Source organism: Lysobacter antibioticus, assembly GCF_000731095.1.
Taxonomy (GTDB): domain Bacteria; phylum Pseudomonadota; class Gammaproteobacteria; order Xanthomonadales; family Xanthomonadaceae; genus Lysobacter; species Lysobacter antibioticus_B.
The window spans coordinates 1-14637 of sequence record NZ_JMTZ01000167.1; the positions used below are offsets into that span (position 1 = coordinate 1).

Annotated in this window: 15 protein-coding genes; 8 read left to right on the forward strand and 7 right to left on the reverse strand. The window is 66.7% G+C overall.

All coding sequences use genetic code 11. From position 1 onward, the window contains the following. The first annotated feature begins 254 nt into the window (after positions 1-254). Positions 255-1973, forward strand: coding sequence for a LysM peptidoglycan-binding domain-containing protein (locus tag EX88_RS0122980; RefSeq protein WP_161786176.1), 1719 nt, complete (start codon positions 255-257; stop codon positions 1971-1973). 97 nt (positions 1974-2070) lie between these two features. Here EX88_RS0122980 and EX88_RS0122985 read toward each other — a convergent pair whose 3' ends face one another. The 4 genes from EX88_RS0122985 to EX88_RS0123000 form a co-directional block, all read right to left on the reverse strand. Continuing rightward, complete coding sequence (locus EX88_RS0122985) at positions 2071-3063, reverse strand: hypothetical protein (protein WP_152566438.1); 993 nt, start codon at positions 3061-3063, stop codon at positions 2071-2073. 216 nt (positions 3064-3279) lie between these two features. Continuing rightward, the gene (locus tag EX88_RS0122990; RefSeq protein ID WP_031374315.1) at positions 3280-3729 is read right to left on the reverse strand and encodes a hypothetical protein; all 450 of its coding nucleotides are present in this window, start codon (positions 3727-3729) and stop codon (positions 3280-3282) included. A 197-nt stretch (positions 3730-3926) separates the two neighbouring features. Then, the gene (locus EX88_RS0122995; RefSeq protein ID WP_051885469.1) at positions 3927-4454 is read right to left on the reverse strand and encodes a class I SAM-dependent methyltransferase; all 528 of its coding nucleotides are present in this window, start codon (positions 4452-4454) and stop codon (positions 3927-3929) included. 34 nt (positions 4455-4488) lie between these two features. Beyond that, the gene (locus tag EX88_RS0123000) at positions 4489-6003 is read right to left on the reverse strand and encodes a PLP-dependent aminotransferase family protein (protein ID WP_161786177.1); all 1515 of its coding nucleotides are present in this window, start codon (positions 6001-6003) and stop codon (positions 4489-4491) included. Positions 6004-6278: 275 nt separating this feature from the next. On the opposite strand from EX88_RS0123000, the gene EX88_RS0123005 reads away from it, so the two are divergent. The 4 genes from EX88_RS0123005 to EX88_RS0123020 all read left to right on the forward strand — a co-directional run bounded on the left by EX88_RS0123005 (position 6279) and on the right by EX88_RS0123020 (position 9061). Further along, the gene (locus EX88_RS0123005; RefSeq protein ID WP_031374318.1) at positions 6279-6887 is read left to right on the forward strand and encodes a hypothetical protein; all 609 of its coding nucleotides are present in this window, start codon (positions 6279-6281) and stop codon (positions 6885-6887) included. 182 nt (positions 6888-7069) lie between these two features. Further along, a complete protein-coding gene (locus tag EX88_RS24145) occupies positions 7070-7861 on the forward strand; it encodes an AraC family transcriptional regulator (RefSeq protein WP_051885471.1) in 792 nt (263 codons plus the stop codon). Between the two features lie 173 nt (positions 7862-8034). Continuing rightward, positions 8035-8394 carry a hypothetical protein gene (locus EX88_RS0123015; RefSeq protein WP_031374320.1) on the forward strand — a complete coding sequence of 120 codons (360 nt, stop codon included), beginning with the start codon at positions 8035-8037 and terminating at the stop codon, positions 8392-8394. 160 nt (positions 8395-8554) lie between these two features. Beyond that, positions 8555-9061 (forward strand): hypothetical protein, encoded by a 507-nt coding sequence (locus EX88_RS0123020; protein WP_235186410.1) that lies wholly within the window; start codon positions 8555-8557, stop codon positions 9059-9061. 180 nt (positions 9062-9241) lie between these two features. Here EX88_RS0123020 and EX88_RS0123025 read toward each other — a convergent pair whose 3' ends face one another. Then, complete coding sequence (locus EX88_RS0123025; RefSeq protein ID WP_031374322.1) at positions 9242-10159, reverse strand: LysR family transcriptional regulator; 918 nt, start codon at positions 10157-10159, stop codon at positions 9242-9244. A gap of 99 nt (positions 10160-10258) precedes the next feature. On the opposite strand from EX88_RS0123025, the gene EX88_RS0123030 reads away from it, so the two are divergent. From EX88_RS0123030 to EX88_RS0123040, 3 genes are all read left to right on the forward strand, one after another. Then, a complete protein-coding gene (locus EX88_RS0123030; protein WP_031374323.1) occupies positions 10259-10966 on the forward strand; it encodes a type 1 glutamine amidotransferase domain-containing protein in 708 nt (235 codons plus the stop codon). A 23-nt stretch (positions 10967-10989) separates the two neighbouring features. Further along, positions 10990-11832: a type 1 glutamine amidotransferase domain-containing protein gene (locus EX88_RS0123035; RefSeq protein WP_031374324.1), complete on the forward strand. Its 843-nt coding sequence runs from the start codon at positions 10990-10992 to the stop codon at positions 11830-11832. Between the two features lie 178 nt (positions 11833-12010). Continuing rightward, complete coding sequence (locus EX88_RS0123040) at positions 12011-12475, forward strand: carboxymuconolactone decarboxylase family protein (RefSeq protein ID WP_031374325.1); 465 nt, start codon at positions 12011-12013, stop codon at positions 12473-12475. Between the two features lie 72 nt (positions 12476-12547). Here the strand turns inward: EX88_RS0123040 and EX88_RS0123045 are convergent, their stop codons facing one another. Both EX88_RS0123045 and EX88_RS0123050 read right to left on the reverse strand, forming a co-directional pair. Then, positions 12548-13759 carry an XVIPCD domain-containing protein gene (locus EX88_RS0123045; protein ID WP_031374326.1) on the reverse strand — a complete coding sequence of 404 codons (1212 nt, stop codon included), beginning with the start codon at positions 13757-13759 and terminating at the stop codon, positions 12548-12550. A 113-nt stretch (positions 13760-13872) separates the two neighbouring features. Continuing rightward, the gene (locus EX88_RS0123050) at positions 13873-14535 is read right to left on the reverse strand and encodes an ankyrin repeat domain-containing protein (RefSeq protein ID WP_031374327.1); all 663 of its coding nucleotides are present in this window, start codon (positions 14533-14535) and stop codon (positions 13873-13875) included. Between the last annotated feature and the right edge of the window lie 102 nt (positions 14536-14637).

Sequence of the window (14637 nt, forward strand, 5' to 3'; positions counted from 1 at the left end):
CTTGTCCTATCGAAAAACGGCGCACGTCCTGTGCGCCGCCCTCCGGGTCTACGGTTACATCGCGAGCTCGGTACTGCGCCAAGCTTGCACAGCAAAAGCAAGACAGCAAAACAGCCGGCTTAACGGTGCAATCGCGAACGCGAACCGCGAATTGTTTCATTACTGCACAAATCCGCCCCGAATCCTGGGGTCACCCCTAGTCCCCCGCAAGCCAGCGCAACTGTAAAGTCGCGACCATCCTCACAGTTGCGCCCATGCCACTCATGACCGGTGTCTACGCCACCCAGGGCCCGTCGCCCACCCTGCCCCAACCGCAGAACCAACCCCAGACTCATACCGTCGTCAACGACCAGAGCGTCGTCGAAATCGCCGCTCTCTACGGCATCACACCACAGGCGCTGCGTCAGGCCAACCCGGAACTGTTCCAGGACAAGGAACGGCGGATGGAAGCCAGCATGACCGGCAAGGGCGATCCGATCTTTCACGGCGACGAGCTCAAGATCCCCGCGGCGACGATGAGCGTCACCGAAGAAACCATCGTCACCGACTTCGACCCGACCCACCCCACCGCCTCCAGCGAGTACGGCGTGGAGGTCAGCGACGGCAGCCAGCGCGGCGGCATTTCCTGGAGCCCGGGCAACGGCAGCGTCAAGCTGACCCAGGGCAGCACCGTGCCCGGCCCCGGCGGCATCGAGATGCGCCAGGATTCGGAGATCGAGGTCAAGCAGCAAAACAAGGACGGCAAGACCGAGTTCGAAGTCACCGCCGTGTTCTCGGTATCCGGCGCTGCCGGCGCCGGCAACAAGAGCGTCGATGTCGAAGGCAGCGCAGGCGCAGGTCATCGCCTGCGCTACAAGGTCGTATTGCCGGGCGAGAACCAGAACCCGCAAACCGCCGCCAAGGTGAATCCCTTCGACCCGACCACGATCCCGGTCGGTGCCACCGTAACCCTGGACTCGCAGAACTTCACCCAGACCCAGTTCTCCGCGGCGTTCCAGAAGCTCTTCGACGACGCCTTCCCGAAGGGCCCACGCCTGGGCGTGACCGCCGACGGCGAGAACAAAGTCGCTACCGGTTCGGCCTACAGCGTCACCCGCACCAGCGAAACCAGCGTGCGCGTCGATATCGGCGCACTGCAGGCGATCGAGCAAAAGAGCGGCGTGCTGCCGTCGATCAACTTCGGCCCGCTCAGCCTCGATCTCGGCCCGGGCATCCAGGCCAACAAGGGGCATTCGGTGCTGCGCACGGCCGAGTTCGACCTGTCCAAGCCCGACGGCCAGGCCGCCTACGCCCATTTCACCGCCACCGGCGAAGTCGCCGCCCAGAACGACGGCGTCAGCAACGTCGCTACGCTCGAGCGCTACAACTTCTCCGACCAGTTGCGCTTGAACGGCGAAGTCTCCTACGAGCAGGGCGACACCATGGCCCGCGCCTACGCCTCGTTCGGCGGCCCGCAAACCACCTACGGTTACGTCAAGACCAGCTATCCGGACGGGTCTTACAGTTACACGATCACCCCGCCGATGCGCGGCAACGACGACCCGCCCCTTCAGGTCGTCTGCCACTACGACGCCCAAGGCAACGAGATCGCCTCCGAACGTACCTACGAGTACAACCTCAAGGTGCCCACCGACGCCGACGCCAAGACCTGGAACTACATGCTCACCGGCGACATCAAGGGTAATGGCCCGGTGCAGGTCGGAAAGGACGCCAAGGTGACGTTCACCGAAGCGCAGATGCAGGCCTTGATGAAGCAGACCAACATCACGGCCCACGCCGAAGGCACCCTGCCCGGCAACAGCGCCGAGAGACTCGGCGAGTACAAGGACCCGTTCCAGTTCGGCATGACCCTGGGCCGCATCCTCGACTCCGACCCCCACCGTCTGACGATGGACCTGTTCTTCGTTTCCGACGGCGCCGACGGCAGCATCGCCAACAACGACCGGGCGCGGATCGACATGACCATCGAGTGATGGCTCGCAGCCGACGCTGCGAACCATCGATCGCGCGCCCCCAGGAAAGGCCCCGCCGATGCGGGGCCTTTCTCGTCATCCTCGAAAGTCTGTGCGATCAAAATGCAGGCAGCGCCTCGCATTGCACTGCAGCGGCCTGCATCGCCGCCGGCGTGGGCAAAACCCTGGATATCGGCGCCGGCGCCGGCACCGGCACGCTGACGCCTGGCGTCGGCGCGCACGCGGGCAGCGGCGGTGCGAGCGGCCAGGATCGCGTCTGCGCAACGGTCGACGAAGCGGACGGCAGGCTCCGCATGAAGTCGACGGTCTCGGTAATCCAGCCGCGGTTCTCACCGACGTTGTGCGAGCACATCACCGGGCTCCAGACGATGAAACCCGAAGCCTTCGCGCCCAGTTGATCCAATTGCCGACGCCAGCGATCCGCGGGCAGGTACGTGGGCTCGGGATCGCCGCCGCAGGTCGCCTCTTCCTGCGGCCGGATATAGGGAATCAGCGGCTTGCTGGAGTTAACGTTGCGAGCGGAGACCACGCGATTGTCGAGCCGGCGTTCCCAGGTCGCCTGAGTCAGCGTGGGAGCCGTGTACAAATGCGGGAAGAAACCGTCCTGGTATTGCGACAGATCGCGTGCGCAATCGAGGTACTGATCGCTGTTCGGCCCGAGCAGGTCGTAGGCGCCGATCATGTGGCCGGGCGCTGCTTCCTTGGCCCAGAGGAACAGCTGGCGCCAGAGTCTGTAGCGTCGATGCGCTTGTGCGGCATCGACGTTCTTGATCCAGATGTTCTCGAAGTCGAGCACGACCGGCCCGCGGTGCACCGCGGCGGCCTGTACCGCGGCCTGGAACTCGGCCTTAGGCGGCAGCTTGTCGTCGGCGGTGCAGGCGATCCACTCCTGTCGCTGGTACAGGATGTTCGCCTTGACCAGCCCGGCCTCGCCGACCAGATCGACATCCTGGTAGTGAGTATTGTCGTAGGCATGGAACGGTGCGGCTGCCGGCTGCTGCGCGTTCGCGGCGAGCTGCGGCGCCGCGAACATCGTCGTAGCGGCCAGGAACGCCAATGCGCTGGCCAGCGAGTGTCGCCGTATCTTCATTGCGGATCGTCCTTTGCGGGCTCCCGCGCAACCGTCGTTGCGATGCGCGCGAAAGCGATGGGGGATCCGAATTCTAATCACGCGCCGGAACGCAGGCCGCGTGCCGCTTCACAGTGCGCAACGAGCGTAGCCTGCCTCGCGGCCAAACAAGGAGCCCCGCGATCGCTCGCGGGGCCTTCGCCTTGCAGATTCGACTATCGCGATGGATCCGGCCGATCAGTTATCGGGATCGTTGGCAAGCTGACGGATCACCAAGCCTTGGTTGTACAGCGCCAGGAAATCGCCTTGATCGGTGATGTACCAGGCCATGCCCGGATACGGTGCGCCGATGACGCCGCCGCGGCTGGTCCACAGCACCGCATCGTCGGAGATGCGCAGGACATTGAACACCGCGAAGGGCTCGAAGACGGTCTTGTAGCCGCCGCTGCCGTGGGTCTGGCTGTTCCACAGCGGGCGCGAGTCGGCGACGCGGTAGAACACCAGGTTGCCGTCGCCCTGCATGGTCAACCGGTACTGCAGGTTGTTGGAATAGATCGATTGCCCGGCCCACAGGGTCGTGCCCTCGGGGATCTGTTTCAGCGCCGATTGAGCCAGGGCCGATTGCGACACCGTCAACAGCAGGCACAAAGCCAACATATGCAGGAAACCTGCGGTCACCTTTTTCATCGATACGCTCCACTCCATGGGGAGGCTCGACTTCAGCGAACCACGCGCGCACGATCAAGCATGCGAGCCACGAATCGGCTGCATGCAGATGCCAATCGTGACCGATTCGGGATCGCGTCCGTGATCGTCACTCGCCACGAACGACGCGGGCAGATCCCCCATCGCATGCATTTCCAGGCACGGCCTTCGACCAGGGATTATGGCTCGCCCCGCAGGGCATGCACGCATACCAACGGGCCACTGTCGAACCTGTCGCGGACCGTTCGGATCTCGACGAAACCCTGCGCGGCCAGCCGCGCGGCGCATGCCGTAGCGATCGAATCGAGCTGCGATTCGTTCGGCGGCTGAAACGCCAGGCACAGCGCGCCACCGGGCTTGAGCACGCGCGCCAACACCCGCAACTCGGCCGTCGGCCGCAGCCAGAAGACATTGACGTTGACGGCGAATGCCTTGTCGAAGCTGTGCGCCGACGATTCGAAGCAAGCCAGCTCGGTGGCGAGAAACACGGCCTTACCGGATGCGATATGAGCGGCGTTGCGCTTGGTCGCGGTCGCGATGGCCGTGGGCGAACGGTCGATCGCGGTGATCCGCCCGCGTTCGAGGCGTGGACAGACCAACGCCACGGCGGCGCCGTTGCCGCAACCGATTTCGAGCAATTCGTCGGCGCCGGCCGGATCGAGCCGCTCGACCGCCCAGCCGATTCGATCCGGGGTTCTGGCTTGCATCCGTGGCCTCCGTGCGTACCGAACAAGCTTGCAATCAGGAGCTGCAACCAGCGTCGATGGAACGAACGGCAGCGATGGCCTGGCCTACGATCTCCAAGCCGGAACGGGTCGCCGCGTGCGATGCGCCAGCGAATCCGAACACCAGGCCGCCACGCTCGCTCGCACCGTACTTCGACAAGGGGTGAACCACCACGCCGGCGCGCGCGCATTCGGCGGCGACGGCGCGATCGTCGATCGCCAGGCCCGGCTTGAACAAGGCGGCGACATGCATGCCGGCGGTGGCGGGGCCGAACTCCAGTGCCTCGGCCAACGCACGGGCCTGCTCGAGGAAATCCAAACGGCGCTCGTCGTAGATCGTGCGGGTCTTGCGCAGGTGGCGGGCCAGATGGCCTTCGTGAATGAAGGCCGCCAACACGCCCTGCATCAGCAAGGCGGTATGGCCATCGGCGACATGTTTGGCATCGACGAAGGCCGCGACCAGGGGCTCGGGCACGATGGCGTAGGCGATACGCAGCGCCGGAAACAGGATCTTGTTGAAACTGCCGACGTAGATGACGCGTCCGTCATCGTCCATGCCTTGCAGGGAGGCGATCGGCCGGCCTTCGTAGCGGTAGTCGCCGTCGTAATCGTCTTCGATGACATAGGCGTCGTGTTGCCGAGTCCAGTCGAGCAAGGCCTGGCGCCGCTCCATCGACATTTCGTAGCCCATCGGATACTGGTGCGCGGGCGTGACGTAGGCCAGGCGCGCATCCGGCGCCAACCTGCGGCCCGCGGCGACATCGAGCCCCTGTTCGTCGACCGGCACCGGCACGACTTGCAGGCCGGCCGCACGCAGGCAGTGCTGCACCGGCTGGTAGCCCGGCGTTTCCGCCCAGGCGAGGTCGCCGGTATCGGCCAATACTTTTCCGGCCAGTTCCACCGCCTGCTGCGTGCTGGTGACCACGATCACCTGTTCGGGCGAACAGCGCGTGGCGCGCATCGCCGAGGCGTGCGCGGCGATGGCCTCACGCAACGCGGGCAAACCGTTGCTGGCACCGTAAACCCAGTACGCAGTGCCGGCCCGGGTGGCCTCGCGCTGCAGCAGACGATTCCACACCGCGCGCGGAAACAGGTCGATCGGCGGCAGCGAAGGCGTGAACGGGACCGCCGACGCCGGCTGGTAATGGCCGGGATAACTCCGCAGCGCAATCGCTCGCCGCGACAATCGACGTTCGCCCTCGGCAGCCGCGGCCTGCGTGCTGCGTTTGGCTGCGAGTGGACGCGTATCGCGTTCGGGCAGGCTTGCGGCGACGAAACTGCCGGCGCCGCGGCGGCGCACGATATAGCCGTCGGCGACCAACTGACCCAGTGCCCAATCGACGGTGTTGCGGGCGACGCCGAGGTCCTGGGCCAGGACCCGGCTCGACGGCAGGCGCGCATTCGGTGCCAGCGCGCCGCTGACGATGGCGCTGCGGATGCGCTCGCAAATACGTGCGTACGCAGGCTGGCCCTGTCCCGTCTCGAGACCGGTGACGTCGACGGAGAATACCGAACCGGCATGCTTGGCCATGCCGCGCATACTAGCCCTTGATGCGCGCGTGCTCCATCGTCCAGTGGGTTTCCCGATGACGGCCGCCGTCCTGCGAGAACGCCTGCTCCCGGTGCTCGGCGCGTCCAGCGGAAACCGACCGCGCGCTTGCCGTCCAACCCGATACCTCGACATCGGCACGGCACCGACGCGGTGGCATCGCCGCCGATGCCAGAATGGCCCTTGCTGCGCTGCAGGCGCCATCGCATGGTGCGGTCACCGCTCGCAGGTCGAGCCCGCCGACACCGAGCCCAACGATGATCGCCGCCCCTCTCCTTCGCATCGGCCTGTTGGCCGCCAGCCTCGCCGTCCTGCTCGCATTCGATGCCCAGGCCGCTCAAGCCGCGCCTACGCCCGCGAAGAACGCCGCCAGCGCCACAGCGCCGGATGGACAGCACGACTTCGACTGGGAGATCGGCGCCTGGACAACCCGGGTGTCGCGGCTGCAGAGCCCGCTCAGCGGCAGCCAGACTTGGGTCGAGCTGGAAGGCACCACCGTGGTGCGCAAGCTGTTCGACGGCCGCGCCAACCTCGCCGAGCTCGACATCGCAGGCCCCTCCGGTCGCATCCAAGGCATTTCGTTGCGCCTGTACGAACCGCAGACGCGGCAGTGGAACATCAACTACGCCAGCCTGCGCTCGGGCACGCTGACCGCGCCGATCGCCGGCGCCTTCAAGAACGGGCGCGGTGAATTCTTCGGACGCGATAGCTTGGACGGCCGGCCGATCCTGGTCCGCTTCGTCATCGAATGCGCGACGCGCGACGTCTGTCGTTTCGAGCAGGCTTTCTCCGCCGACGACGGCAAGAGCTGGGAACTGAACTGGATCGCGACCGATAGCCGCATCGCCGACTCTGCGCCCCATTGAAGAGCGAGGCCCCGCCGAAGAACGACGCCCCATTGAAGAGCGAGGCTCCGCCGAAGAACGACGCCCCACTGAAGAACAAGGCCCACCGAAGAGCCGTTGCCGGCGTTCGCTCCTTGCCGTAGCGTTGCCGCTCTGAAGCGGCGGACGATCCGCCGCCTTCGTTGCCCGACGGCACAAGGCGCATGGCCCGCAACCCGCATCGCCACATGCAATGGTTCCAGCAAGCGCCGTGCCCGGCGCTGCGACCGTTCGTGCGGCGTTTCATGGTGGTGGAGTTCGCCGCCGACCACGCCGATACCCACCTGCCCGATACCGGCAGCGTGGCCGCGTTTACATTTCGCGGCCGCTGTCGCATCGACGGCGGGCGCTGGGTGCCGCAAGCGGCGTTCACCGGTTTGCGCGACACCTTGCGCGCGCACGACCACCACGCCGGGCATTCGGTGCTGCTGGCCGCGTTCACCCCGGTCGGCGCGGCCGCGTTCCTGCGGCCCTCGCAGGAGGCGTTCAGGGGCGCCACGACCGACCTGAGCGAGTCGCTCGATCGCGCCGACGAGCTCGAACGCCTGCACGAACAACTCGCCAGCGCATCCGATCATCGCCAGCGCGTCGCGCAGTTGCAGCATTTCCTGTTGGCGCGCTTACGCGAAAGCGCACCCGACCCGCTGATGGCGGCGGCGGTGAGCTGGCTCGAACGCCGGCCCGCCGGCCATCGCATCGACGCGCTGACCCGTCACATCGGCCTGAGCCAAAGCGCGCTGGAACGGCGCTTCCGCCGCGTGGTCGGGGTGACCCCGAAGAAATTCGCCTCGATGCTGCGGCTGCAACACGCGGTGCGCCTGCAGGCGACAGGCCTGGATCTGACCGAGGTCGCACTGGCCGCCGGTTATTACGATCAAGCCCATTTCAACCACGACTTCCGCCGTGCGACCGGCAGCGCACCGGCCGCCTTCTTCGCTGCACGCGAACCGGCCTGAGCGCCGATTTTTTACAAGCCGGCGCACCGGCTTCGCGGCAGCATGCGCGCATGGTCGCCGTCCGCCCTTACCGCCTCGCCCGATTGCGCGCCGCGCTGCTTTCCGCCGCGCTATGGCCCGCGCTCGCGCTGTCCGCATCGGCGGCGACCGTCCCTCTACCTGCGAGTCCCTCCATGACTGCCATGAATACCTTCGTCATCCTGTTCCGTCGCGATGGCGGCCCCTTGTCCGAAGCCGAACAACTCAGCCTGGGCCGCGACATCGGTGCCTGGGCGCGTCTGCACAACGAGGCCGGGCACCGACTCGCCCCGCGCATCCTCGCGCCCGAAAGCCGGCACATCGGCCCGCACCGCGACGCCGTCCAGGCCGAGCCCATGCCGATCACCGCCCTGCTGTTCCTGGAAGCGCGCGACCTCGACGAAGCCGCCCGCGTCGCCGAATCCCACCCCGGCATGCGCCACGGCTTCACCGTCGAGGTGCGTGCGTGGTCGGCGCCGAATCCCGCCGCGGCTGCGGCCAACGCGACGCCGTAAGCGCCGCAGCTCCCGGCCCGGAGGCGCGGATTGCCTTAGTGCCGACCGTCTTAATTCTGCAACACGACTGCCACACACTGCCGCAGGTCCGGATCCGCGAGCGCGGCACCGGGCATTGAAGCGACCGATCGACGGTCCGCAACGAGGCGAGACGAGAACGATGGCGAGACCCTTGATCCGCGGCCTGATGCTGGCCCTGCTGCTCGCCCCGTTCACGGTCCTCGCGCAGTCCGCCTACATCGATATCGAGCAACGCCTGAGCGCGGAACAACTCAGCGAAGTCGGCCTGTCGCCCGCGCAACTGCAGTTGCTCAACCGCATGTTGCGCGAAGCCAGCGATAAAGACCCCGCCCCGGCCATCGCCGCGACGTCCGCGGCGCCCACCGCATCGGCAGTGGCGGGAACCGGCCAGCGCAGCGCCGTGCAATACATCGGCCTCGACGACCAACCGATCAAGAGCCGCCTCAAGGGCGACGTGGCGGGCTGGGAGCCGGGCACCGTGTTCGAACTCGACAACGGCCAGCAATGGAAAGTGCTCAAGGGCAGCATGAAGCTGCGCAAGCCGCTGACCTCGCCCGAGATCATGGTCGTCCCCGGCGTCGCCGGCCGCTGGTTCCTGCAGGTCGACGAGGACATGCCGAAGGCGCGGGTGTATCGGATCGATTGATGAGGGCTGCGCGAGTTCGATCGTGCTACGCAGCCCCTGCAGGAGCGGCATGAGCCGCGACCGCGGGACACGCAGAAACAGCTACGCCGATGTTGTTCATCGAAAGCGGCGTACCGTCGCCGGGACTGCGAAATACCCCACCGCGAGATTCTCCTGCCAATGGCCTAGCCGCCCGCAGGCTCACCCTCCCTCCGCCAACATATCGATCAATGCCCGCGACGCCGCCGACAAACGGCGATGCGGGGCGTAGATCACCGAGAATGGCCTCGAGCGGCCGCGCAACTGCGGCAGCAATTCGACCAGGCGGCCTCGCCGCAGCCGGTCTTCGACGATGAAGTCGTAGCTCTGGCAGATGCCGACGCCCTGCTCGGCCAACGACACCACGCCCAGCACGTCGTCGGATACCAGCATCTGCGATGCCGGCGTCCAGTCGATATCGCTGCGCTCGCTGCCGGCGCCCGGCCCGCTGCGGAACAGCCAGTTCGCGACACGGCCGGTGCTCGGCATCACGAAGGGAATGCAGACGTGCCGGCGCAGGTCTTCCAGGGCGCGCGGCAAACCTGCGCGTTCCAGGTAGGCCGGCGACGCGACCAGGCACAAGGCCGCGTCTTCGAGTTTGCGCGCGACCAGACCGCTGTCGGGCAGTTGGCCGAGGCGTATCGCGAGGTCGAAGCCCTCGGCGACCAGATCGACGTTGCGGTTGGCGATGTTGAGTTCGATCTGCACCTGCGGGTACCGAACGGCGAAGCGCTGCAACAGCGCCGGCAACCGGTAATGACCGTAGGTGGTCGGCACGCTGAGGCGCACGCGCCCGCTCAGTTCGCCGTCCTGGCCCTGGATCGCGCGCTCGGCGTCGTCGATCAGGGCGAAGGCGGCGCGCGAATGCTCCAGGTACACACGACCGGCCTCGGTCAGGCCCTGGCGGCGGGTGGTCCGGCGCAGCAATTGGCTGCCCAGGCGGGTTTCGAGCCGGCCGATGGCGCGACTGATCACCGACGGCGTGGTCGACAGCGCTACCGCGGCCGCGGTCAGGGAACCGTGCTCGACCACGGCAACGAAGGCTTCCACATCCCCGAGGTGGTCGAATCGCCGGCTCATTCTTGCCTCTAAAGAACAAATCATTTCCCGGCTGAGGATTTTATCGCCGCCAGGAGACGCAATACAGTGCCCATCACCTACTTCCCCTCAGGAACACGCATGTCCCCGAACCCTGCCGCCGGCCTCAAGCCGGTCTTGTTCGTCCTCACCAGCCACGGCCGTAAAGGCGACAGCGGCCAGTCGACCGGCTACTACCTCGGCGAGGTCACTCATCCGTTGGCCGAACTCGAGGCCGCCGGCATCGCGGTCGAGTTCGCCTCGATCCAGGGCGGCGAACCGCCGGTGGACGGCACCGACGTCGACGACGCCATCAATGCACGCTATTGGAACGACCCGCGCTTTCGCGAAGCCGTGCGCCAGACCTTGCCGCTGCACGACGCCGATGCGTCCCGCTATTCGGCGATCTTCTTCGCCGGCGGCCATGGCGCGATGTGGGACTTCCCGAACAGCCCGGCGGTGCAGCGGGTCACACGCGAGATTTACGAGGCAGGCGGCGTGGTCGGCGCGGTCTGTCATGGCCCGGCCGCGCTGGTCGAGGTGACCTTGAGCGACGGCGCCTATCTGGTCGCCGGCAAACGCGTAAGCGCGTTCACCGACGATGAGGAGCGCGCCGTGAAGCTGGAAGGCGTGGTGCCGTTCCTGCTCGCCAGCCGGCTGAGCGCACGCGGCGCGCAGCATCAGCCGGCGCCCGACTGGACCTCGCAGGTCGTCGTCGACGGCCGCCTCGTCACCGGCCAGAACCCGCAATCGGCCAGCGCCGTCGGTGCGGCCATGCGCGAGCTGCTGCTCGCCCCGGCCTCCGCCTGACTCTCCTCATACGGACTACTTCGATGAAACCGATACAAAAACTCGTGGCTGCGATCGCTCTCGCGATCAGCTTCGGCAGCGCCCACGCCGGCAATGTCCTGGTGGTGCTGTCCGATGCCGATCGCCTCGACCTCAGGGACGGCAAGACCTTCGCCACCGGCTTCTATCTCAACGAACTGATGCAGCCGGTGAAGCTGTTGCTCGATGCCGGCCACCAGGTCACCTTCGCCACGCCGCAAGGCCGGGCGCCGACCGTGGACCGCTCGTCGATCGACCCGATGTACTTCGGCGGCGACACCGAGGCCTTGAAGACGCACCAAGCCCTGCTCGATCGCCTGGCGATCACCGCGAAAGACTCATCGCCGGTGCTCAGCCTCGCCCGCATCGAACAGATCGGCTACGGTCGATTCGACGCGGTCTACATCCCCGGCGGCCACGCGCCGATGCAGGATCTGTTGCACAGCCCGGCGCTCGGCCGTCTGCTCGGCGATTTCCACCAGCGCGGCAAGACCACCGCCCTGGTCTGCCACGGTCCGATCGCCCTGCTCTCGACCCTGCCGCAGGCTCAACAGTTCACGGCACAGTTGGCGGACTCCGGCAAGGTCACCGCGCCGACGCAGTGGATCTATGCCGGCTACCAAGTCGCCGTGATCAGCAACCAGGAAGAAGAGCTGGCCAAGGCCGCGCTCGGCGGCGGGGCGATGAAGTTCTATCCGCAGACCGCGCTGCAACAGGCCGGCATGGTTTATCGCAGTAATACCGCACCGTGGAGCGCGAACGTCGTGGTCGATCGCGAGTTGATCACCGGGCAGAACCCGGCCTCGGCGGTCGGTGTGGCGAAGGAACTGCTGTCGCGCTTGAAGTAAGCCGCAGCGCAAGGCCGGCGTCGGGCCCGGCGCCGGCCCTGAGAATCACCCCTTGCAATCGCCGTGGCGACTGCACCCGCACTGCCGGCTATTTTCCCCCCGACATGTCACGTTCCCGGTGGCTGGTTCGTCAGACCTATGACGATGCAACACACACCCAGCCACGAGGAACGACGACATGCATACGCAAGCACGAATGAACAACCCGGCCCTGATCCACGCGGACACGATGAAAGCGCTGTGGGCGCTGAAAGCCTCGACCGAGAACAAGGGCGTAACGGCTCGGACGCTGATCCTGATCGAGCTGCGCGCCAGCCAGATCAACGGCTGCAGCGTCTGCGTCGACATGCACGCGCGCGAGGGCAAGAAGGCCGGCGAGAGCGACGAGCGTTTGTTCGCGGTGTCGGCCTGGCGCGAGGCGCCCTATTTCAACGAGGCCGAGCGCGCCGCGCTGGCGCTGACCGAGGCGTTGACGCGGATCAGCGACCGTCCCGATGCGGTCTCCGACGAGATCTGGAACGAAGCCGCCAGGCACTACGACGAAGCTTCGCTGGCCGCGCTGGTCGTGTCGATCGCCAACATCAACGTGTGGAACCGGCTCAACGTCGCGGTGAAGCAGCCGGTCGGCGCCTGGAAGGCCTGATCGGACGCTTACCGCGGATAAACGAACGGCGGCCCGAGGCCGCCGTTCGCCGAAGCCGATGAGGATTGAAGCTCAGCCCATCACGGCACGGCGCGACTCGGTCTGCACCGGCGTTTCGGTCTGCGCGACCTGGGCCACGACCGGCTGTTCGGCCGGCTGCGACAAGGCGCGCGATTGATCGAGAAACACGCGACGGTTGCCCGGATCGTCGAGCCCGCCCTGGACGACGAAGAAGCCGGCGCCGTTGTTGCTCGCTACCACGTGATCGATCCGGTCCATGCCGTGTGCGCGCGCATCATGGGCGGCATGGGTCGCGGCGTTGCGATAGCCCTGCTCGCCCTGGAAATCCAGGGTGCGGCTGTCGATGCCCTGCAGGCCGCGCAAGGCCTGGCCGTACAAGGCGTGGTTCGGGTGATCCGGATTCGCCGGCGACGTCGCAGGGTGCGCGTCGCGGCCGGAGTGCAGCGGCGTCACCGCGGCGGTGCCTTGCGGATACAAGGTCGGCGACGCCATCTCCTGCGCCTTGATCACCGCATCGATGTAATGCACGTCGATGCCGTGCTTGATGCCGTTGCCCGGAATCATCCGCCGCCAGAACGATTGCGGGTCGGGATCGGGCAGTTCGATCTTGTGGCCGACCGCGTCCGGCATCGCCCACTTCAGCGGAATGCTGTGCTCCTGCAGGTCGGTCAGGATTTCGTTCTTGACCGCATAGCGCCGGACCTGGCCGCTGTCGGTCACCTCTTCCTTGGCGCGGTCGGCATCGATGCCGATGCGTTCGAGGGTCTTGTCGTGCACGCCCGCCGAGTTGAAGGTCACCGCCGGAATGCCGCTGCTGATCGAAGCCGCGCCGGCCAGGCCGCCGCCGAGCGAGTGGCCGGTGATGACGACTTCGTTGCCGAAGGCGACGCGCGCTTCGCGGGCGAGCGCGATGGCCTGGTTGTACTGGGCGTCTTCCAGGCCCACGCCCTGGCGCAGATTGGTCAGCCAGTCCTTGCCTTCGTCGGTGCCGGAATAGGCGAGAACGTAGTGGCCCTTGTCGTCGCCGTAGATGCGCGCCAGGAAACCGCTGTCTTCGTTCTTCAGCGTGGCCGGGTCGATGCCGGCGTCGCGCAGCTGCTCGGCATTCAATGGCTTGAAGCCATCGATGCCGGGACCTTCGTCGTACAGGTCGGCCATCAGCCGCGCCAAAGTCTTGTCGATCGGCTTGGCGTCCTGGCCTCGGACTTGCTCGGCAAACGACGGTTCACCGCCGCTGGCGGGACGCGCGGACTGCTCGCTCATGATTCGATCTCCCTGAAATCCCTGGAATCCTTGAAACCCCTAACTACCGAGTGCGGCGCGGCGGCGATCACTCCCCTGATCCGCGCGCCACGCGCTGCCAGTTGCGGCAGCGCTCAGCCGCCGCTTTCCACCGCGACGCCGTGCTCGCGCAACCAGGCCACCAGCGCCTCGCGATCCTGGCGGGTCTGCGCGTTCAACAGGCTCGGCGGGGTCATGAACAGATAGCGCTGGAAGGTGACGTTCTGGCGATTGCGCGCATCGGCCTCGGCGCCGGCCTTGAGCAAGTCCAGCGCGCGATTGGGTTGGTTGATCTTGCCGGCCACGTGCAGGGCGGTATTGCCCAGGCGGTCGACGTGATTCGGGTTGGCGCCGGCTTCGAGCAAGCGATGGAACTGCGCCGAGCGCTCGCCCATCAAGGCCGCGCTGAGCGGGGCCGAGCCGTTTTCGCCGTGCGGGGTGTCCGGCGCTGCGCCGTGCGCGAGCAGGACGTCGAGATAAGCCGGATCGTTGGCCATCGCCGCCATGTGCACCACCGTGCCGCCGTCGATGCCCGGTTCGGCCGGATCGGCCCCGGCTTCGAGCAAGGCCTTCAGGCCGTCGAGGCTTTGATTGAGCACCGCCCATTCGAGCAGGGTGACGTTCTTATCGCCATGCGTACGCAGGTCCACGCCCGCGGCCAAACGCCGGATGTCCGCGCTGTCGCCGGCGGCGACCGCCTCGGCCAATTCGGCCACGGCCGGATCGGCGAACACCTCATGAATATCGACTACTGCCATCTTGCACTCCTCCTGAGCACTGCCTACCCCATAGGCCCGCTGCATGGCGGGACGTCGAACGACGCGCGCGGAACGTATCCCCTACCGTAGCGTCTTGCGACA

What these genes read in the sequence shown, in the direction of transcription:
- EX88_RS0122980 (WP_161786176.1), top strand. Translation starts at nt 255, where the DNA reads ATGCCACTCATGACCGGTGTCTACGCCACCCAGGGCCCGTCGCCCACC.
- EX88_RS0122985 (WP_152566438.1), bottom strand. Translation starts at nt 3,063, where the DNA reads ATGAAGATACGGCGACACTCGCTGGCCAGCGCATTGGCGTTCCTGGCC.
- EX88_RS0122990 (WP_031374315.1), bottom strand. Translation starts at nt 3,729, where the DNA reads ATGAAAAAGGTGACCGCAGGTTTCCTGCATATGTTGGCTTTGTGCCTG.
- EX88_RS0122995 (WP_051885469.1), bottom strand. Translation starts at nt 4,454, where the DNA reads ATGCAAGCCAGAACCCCGGATCGAATCGGCTGGGCGGTCGAGCGGCTC.
- EX88_RS0123000 (WP_161786177.1), bottom strand. Translation starts at nt 6,003, where the DNA reads ATGGCCAAGCATGCCGGTTCGGTATTCTCCGTCGACGTCACCGGTCTC.
- EX88_RS0123005 (WP_031374318.1), top strand. Translation starts at nt 6,279, where the DNA reads ATGATCGCCGCCCCTCTCCTTCGCATCGGCCTGTTGGCCGCCAGCCTC.
- EX88_RS24145 (WP_051885471.1), top strand. Translation starts at nt 7,070, where the DNA reads ATGGCCCGCAACCCGCATCGCCACATGCAATGGTTCCAGCAAGCGCCG.
- EX88_RS0123015 (WP_031374320.1), top strand. Translation starts at nt 8,035, where the DNA reads ATGACTGCCATGAATACCTTCGTCATCCTGTTCCGTCGCGATGGCGGC.
- EX88_RS0123020 (WP_235186410.1), top strand. Translation starts at nt 8,555, where the DNA reads ATGGCGAGACCCTTGATCCGCGGCCTGATGCTGGCCCTGCTGCTCGCC.
- EX88_RS0123025 (WP_031374322.1), bottom strand. Translation starts at nt 10,159, where the DNA reads ATGAGCCGGCGATTCGACCACCTCGGGGATGTGGAAGCCTTCGTTGCC.
- EX88_RS0123030 (WP_031374323.1), top strand. Translation starts at nt 10,259, where the DNA reads ATGTCCCCGAACCCTGCCGCCGGCCTCAAGCCGGTCTTGTTCGTCCTC.
- EX88_RS0123035 (WP_031374324.1), top strand. Translation starts at nt 10,990, where the DNA reads ATGAAACCGATACAAAAACTCGTGGCTGCGATCGCTCTCGCGATCAGC.
- EX88_RS0123040 (WP_031374325.1), top strand. Translation starts at nt 12,011, where the DNA reads ATGCATACGCAAGCACGAATGAACAACCCGGCCCTGATCCACGCGGAC.
- EX88_RS0123045 (WP_031374326.1), bottom strand. Translation starts at nt 13,759, where the DNA reads ATGAGCGAGCAGTCCGCGCGTCCCGCCAGCGGCGGTGAACCGTCGTTT.
- EX88_RS0123050 (WP_031374327.1), bottom strand. Translation starts at nt 14,535, where the DNA reads ATGGCAGTAGTCGATATTCATGAGGTGTTCGCCGATCCGGCCGTGGCC.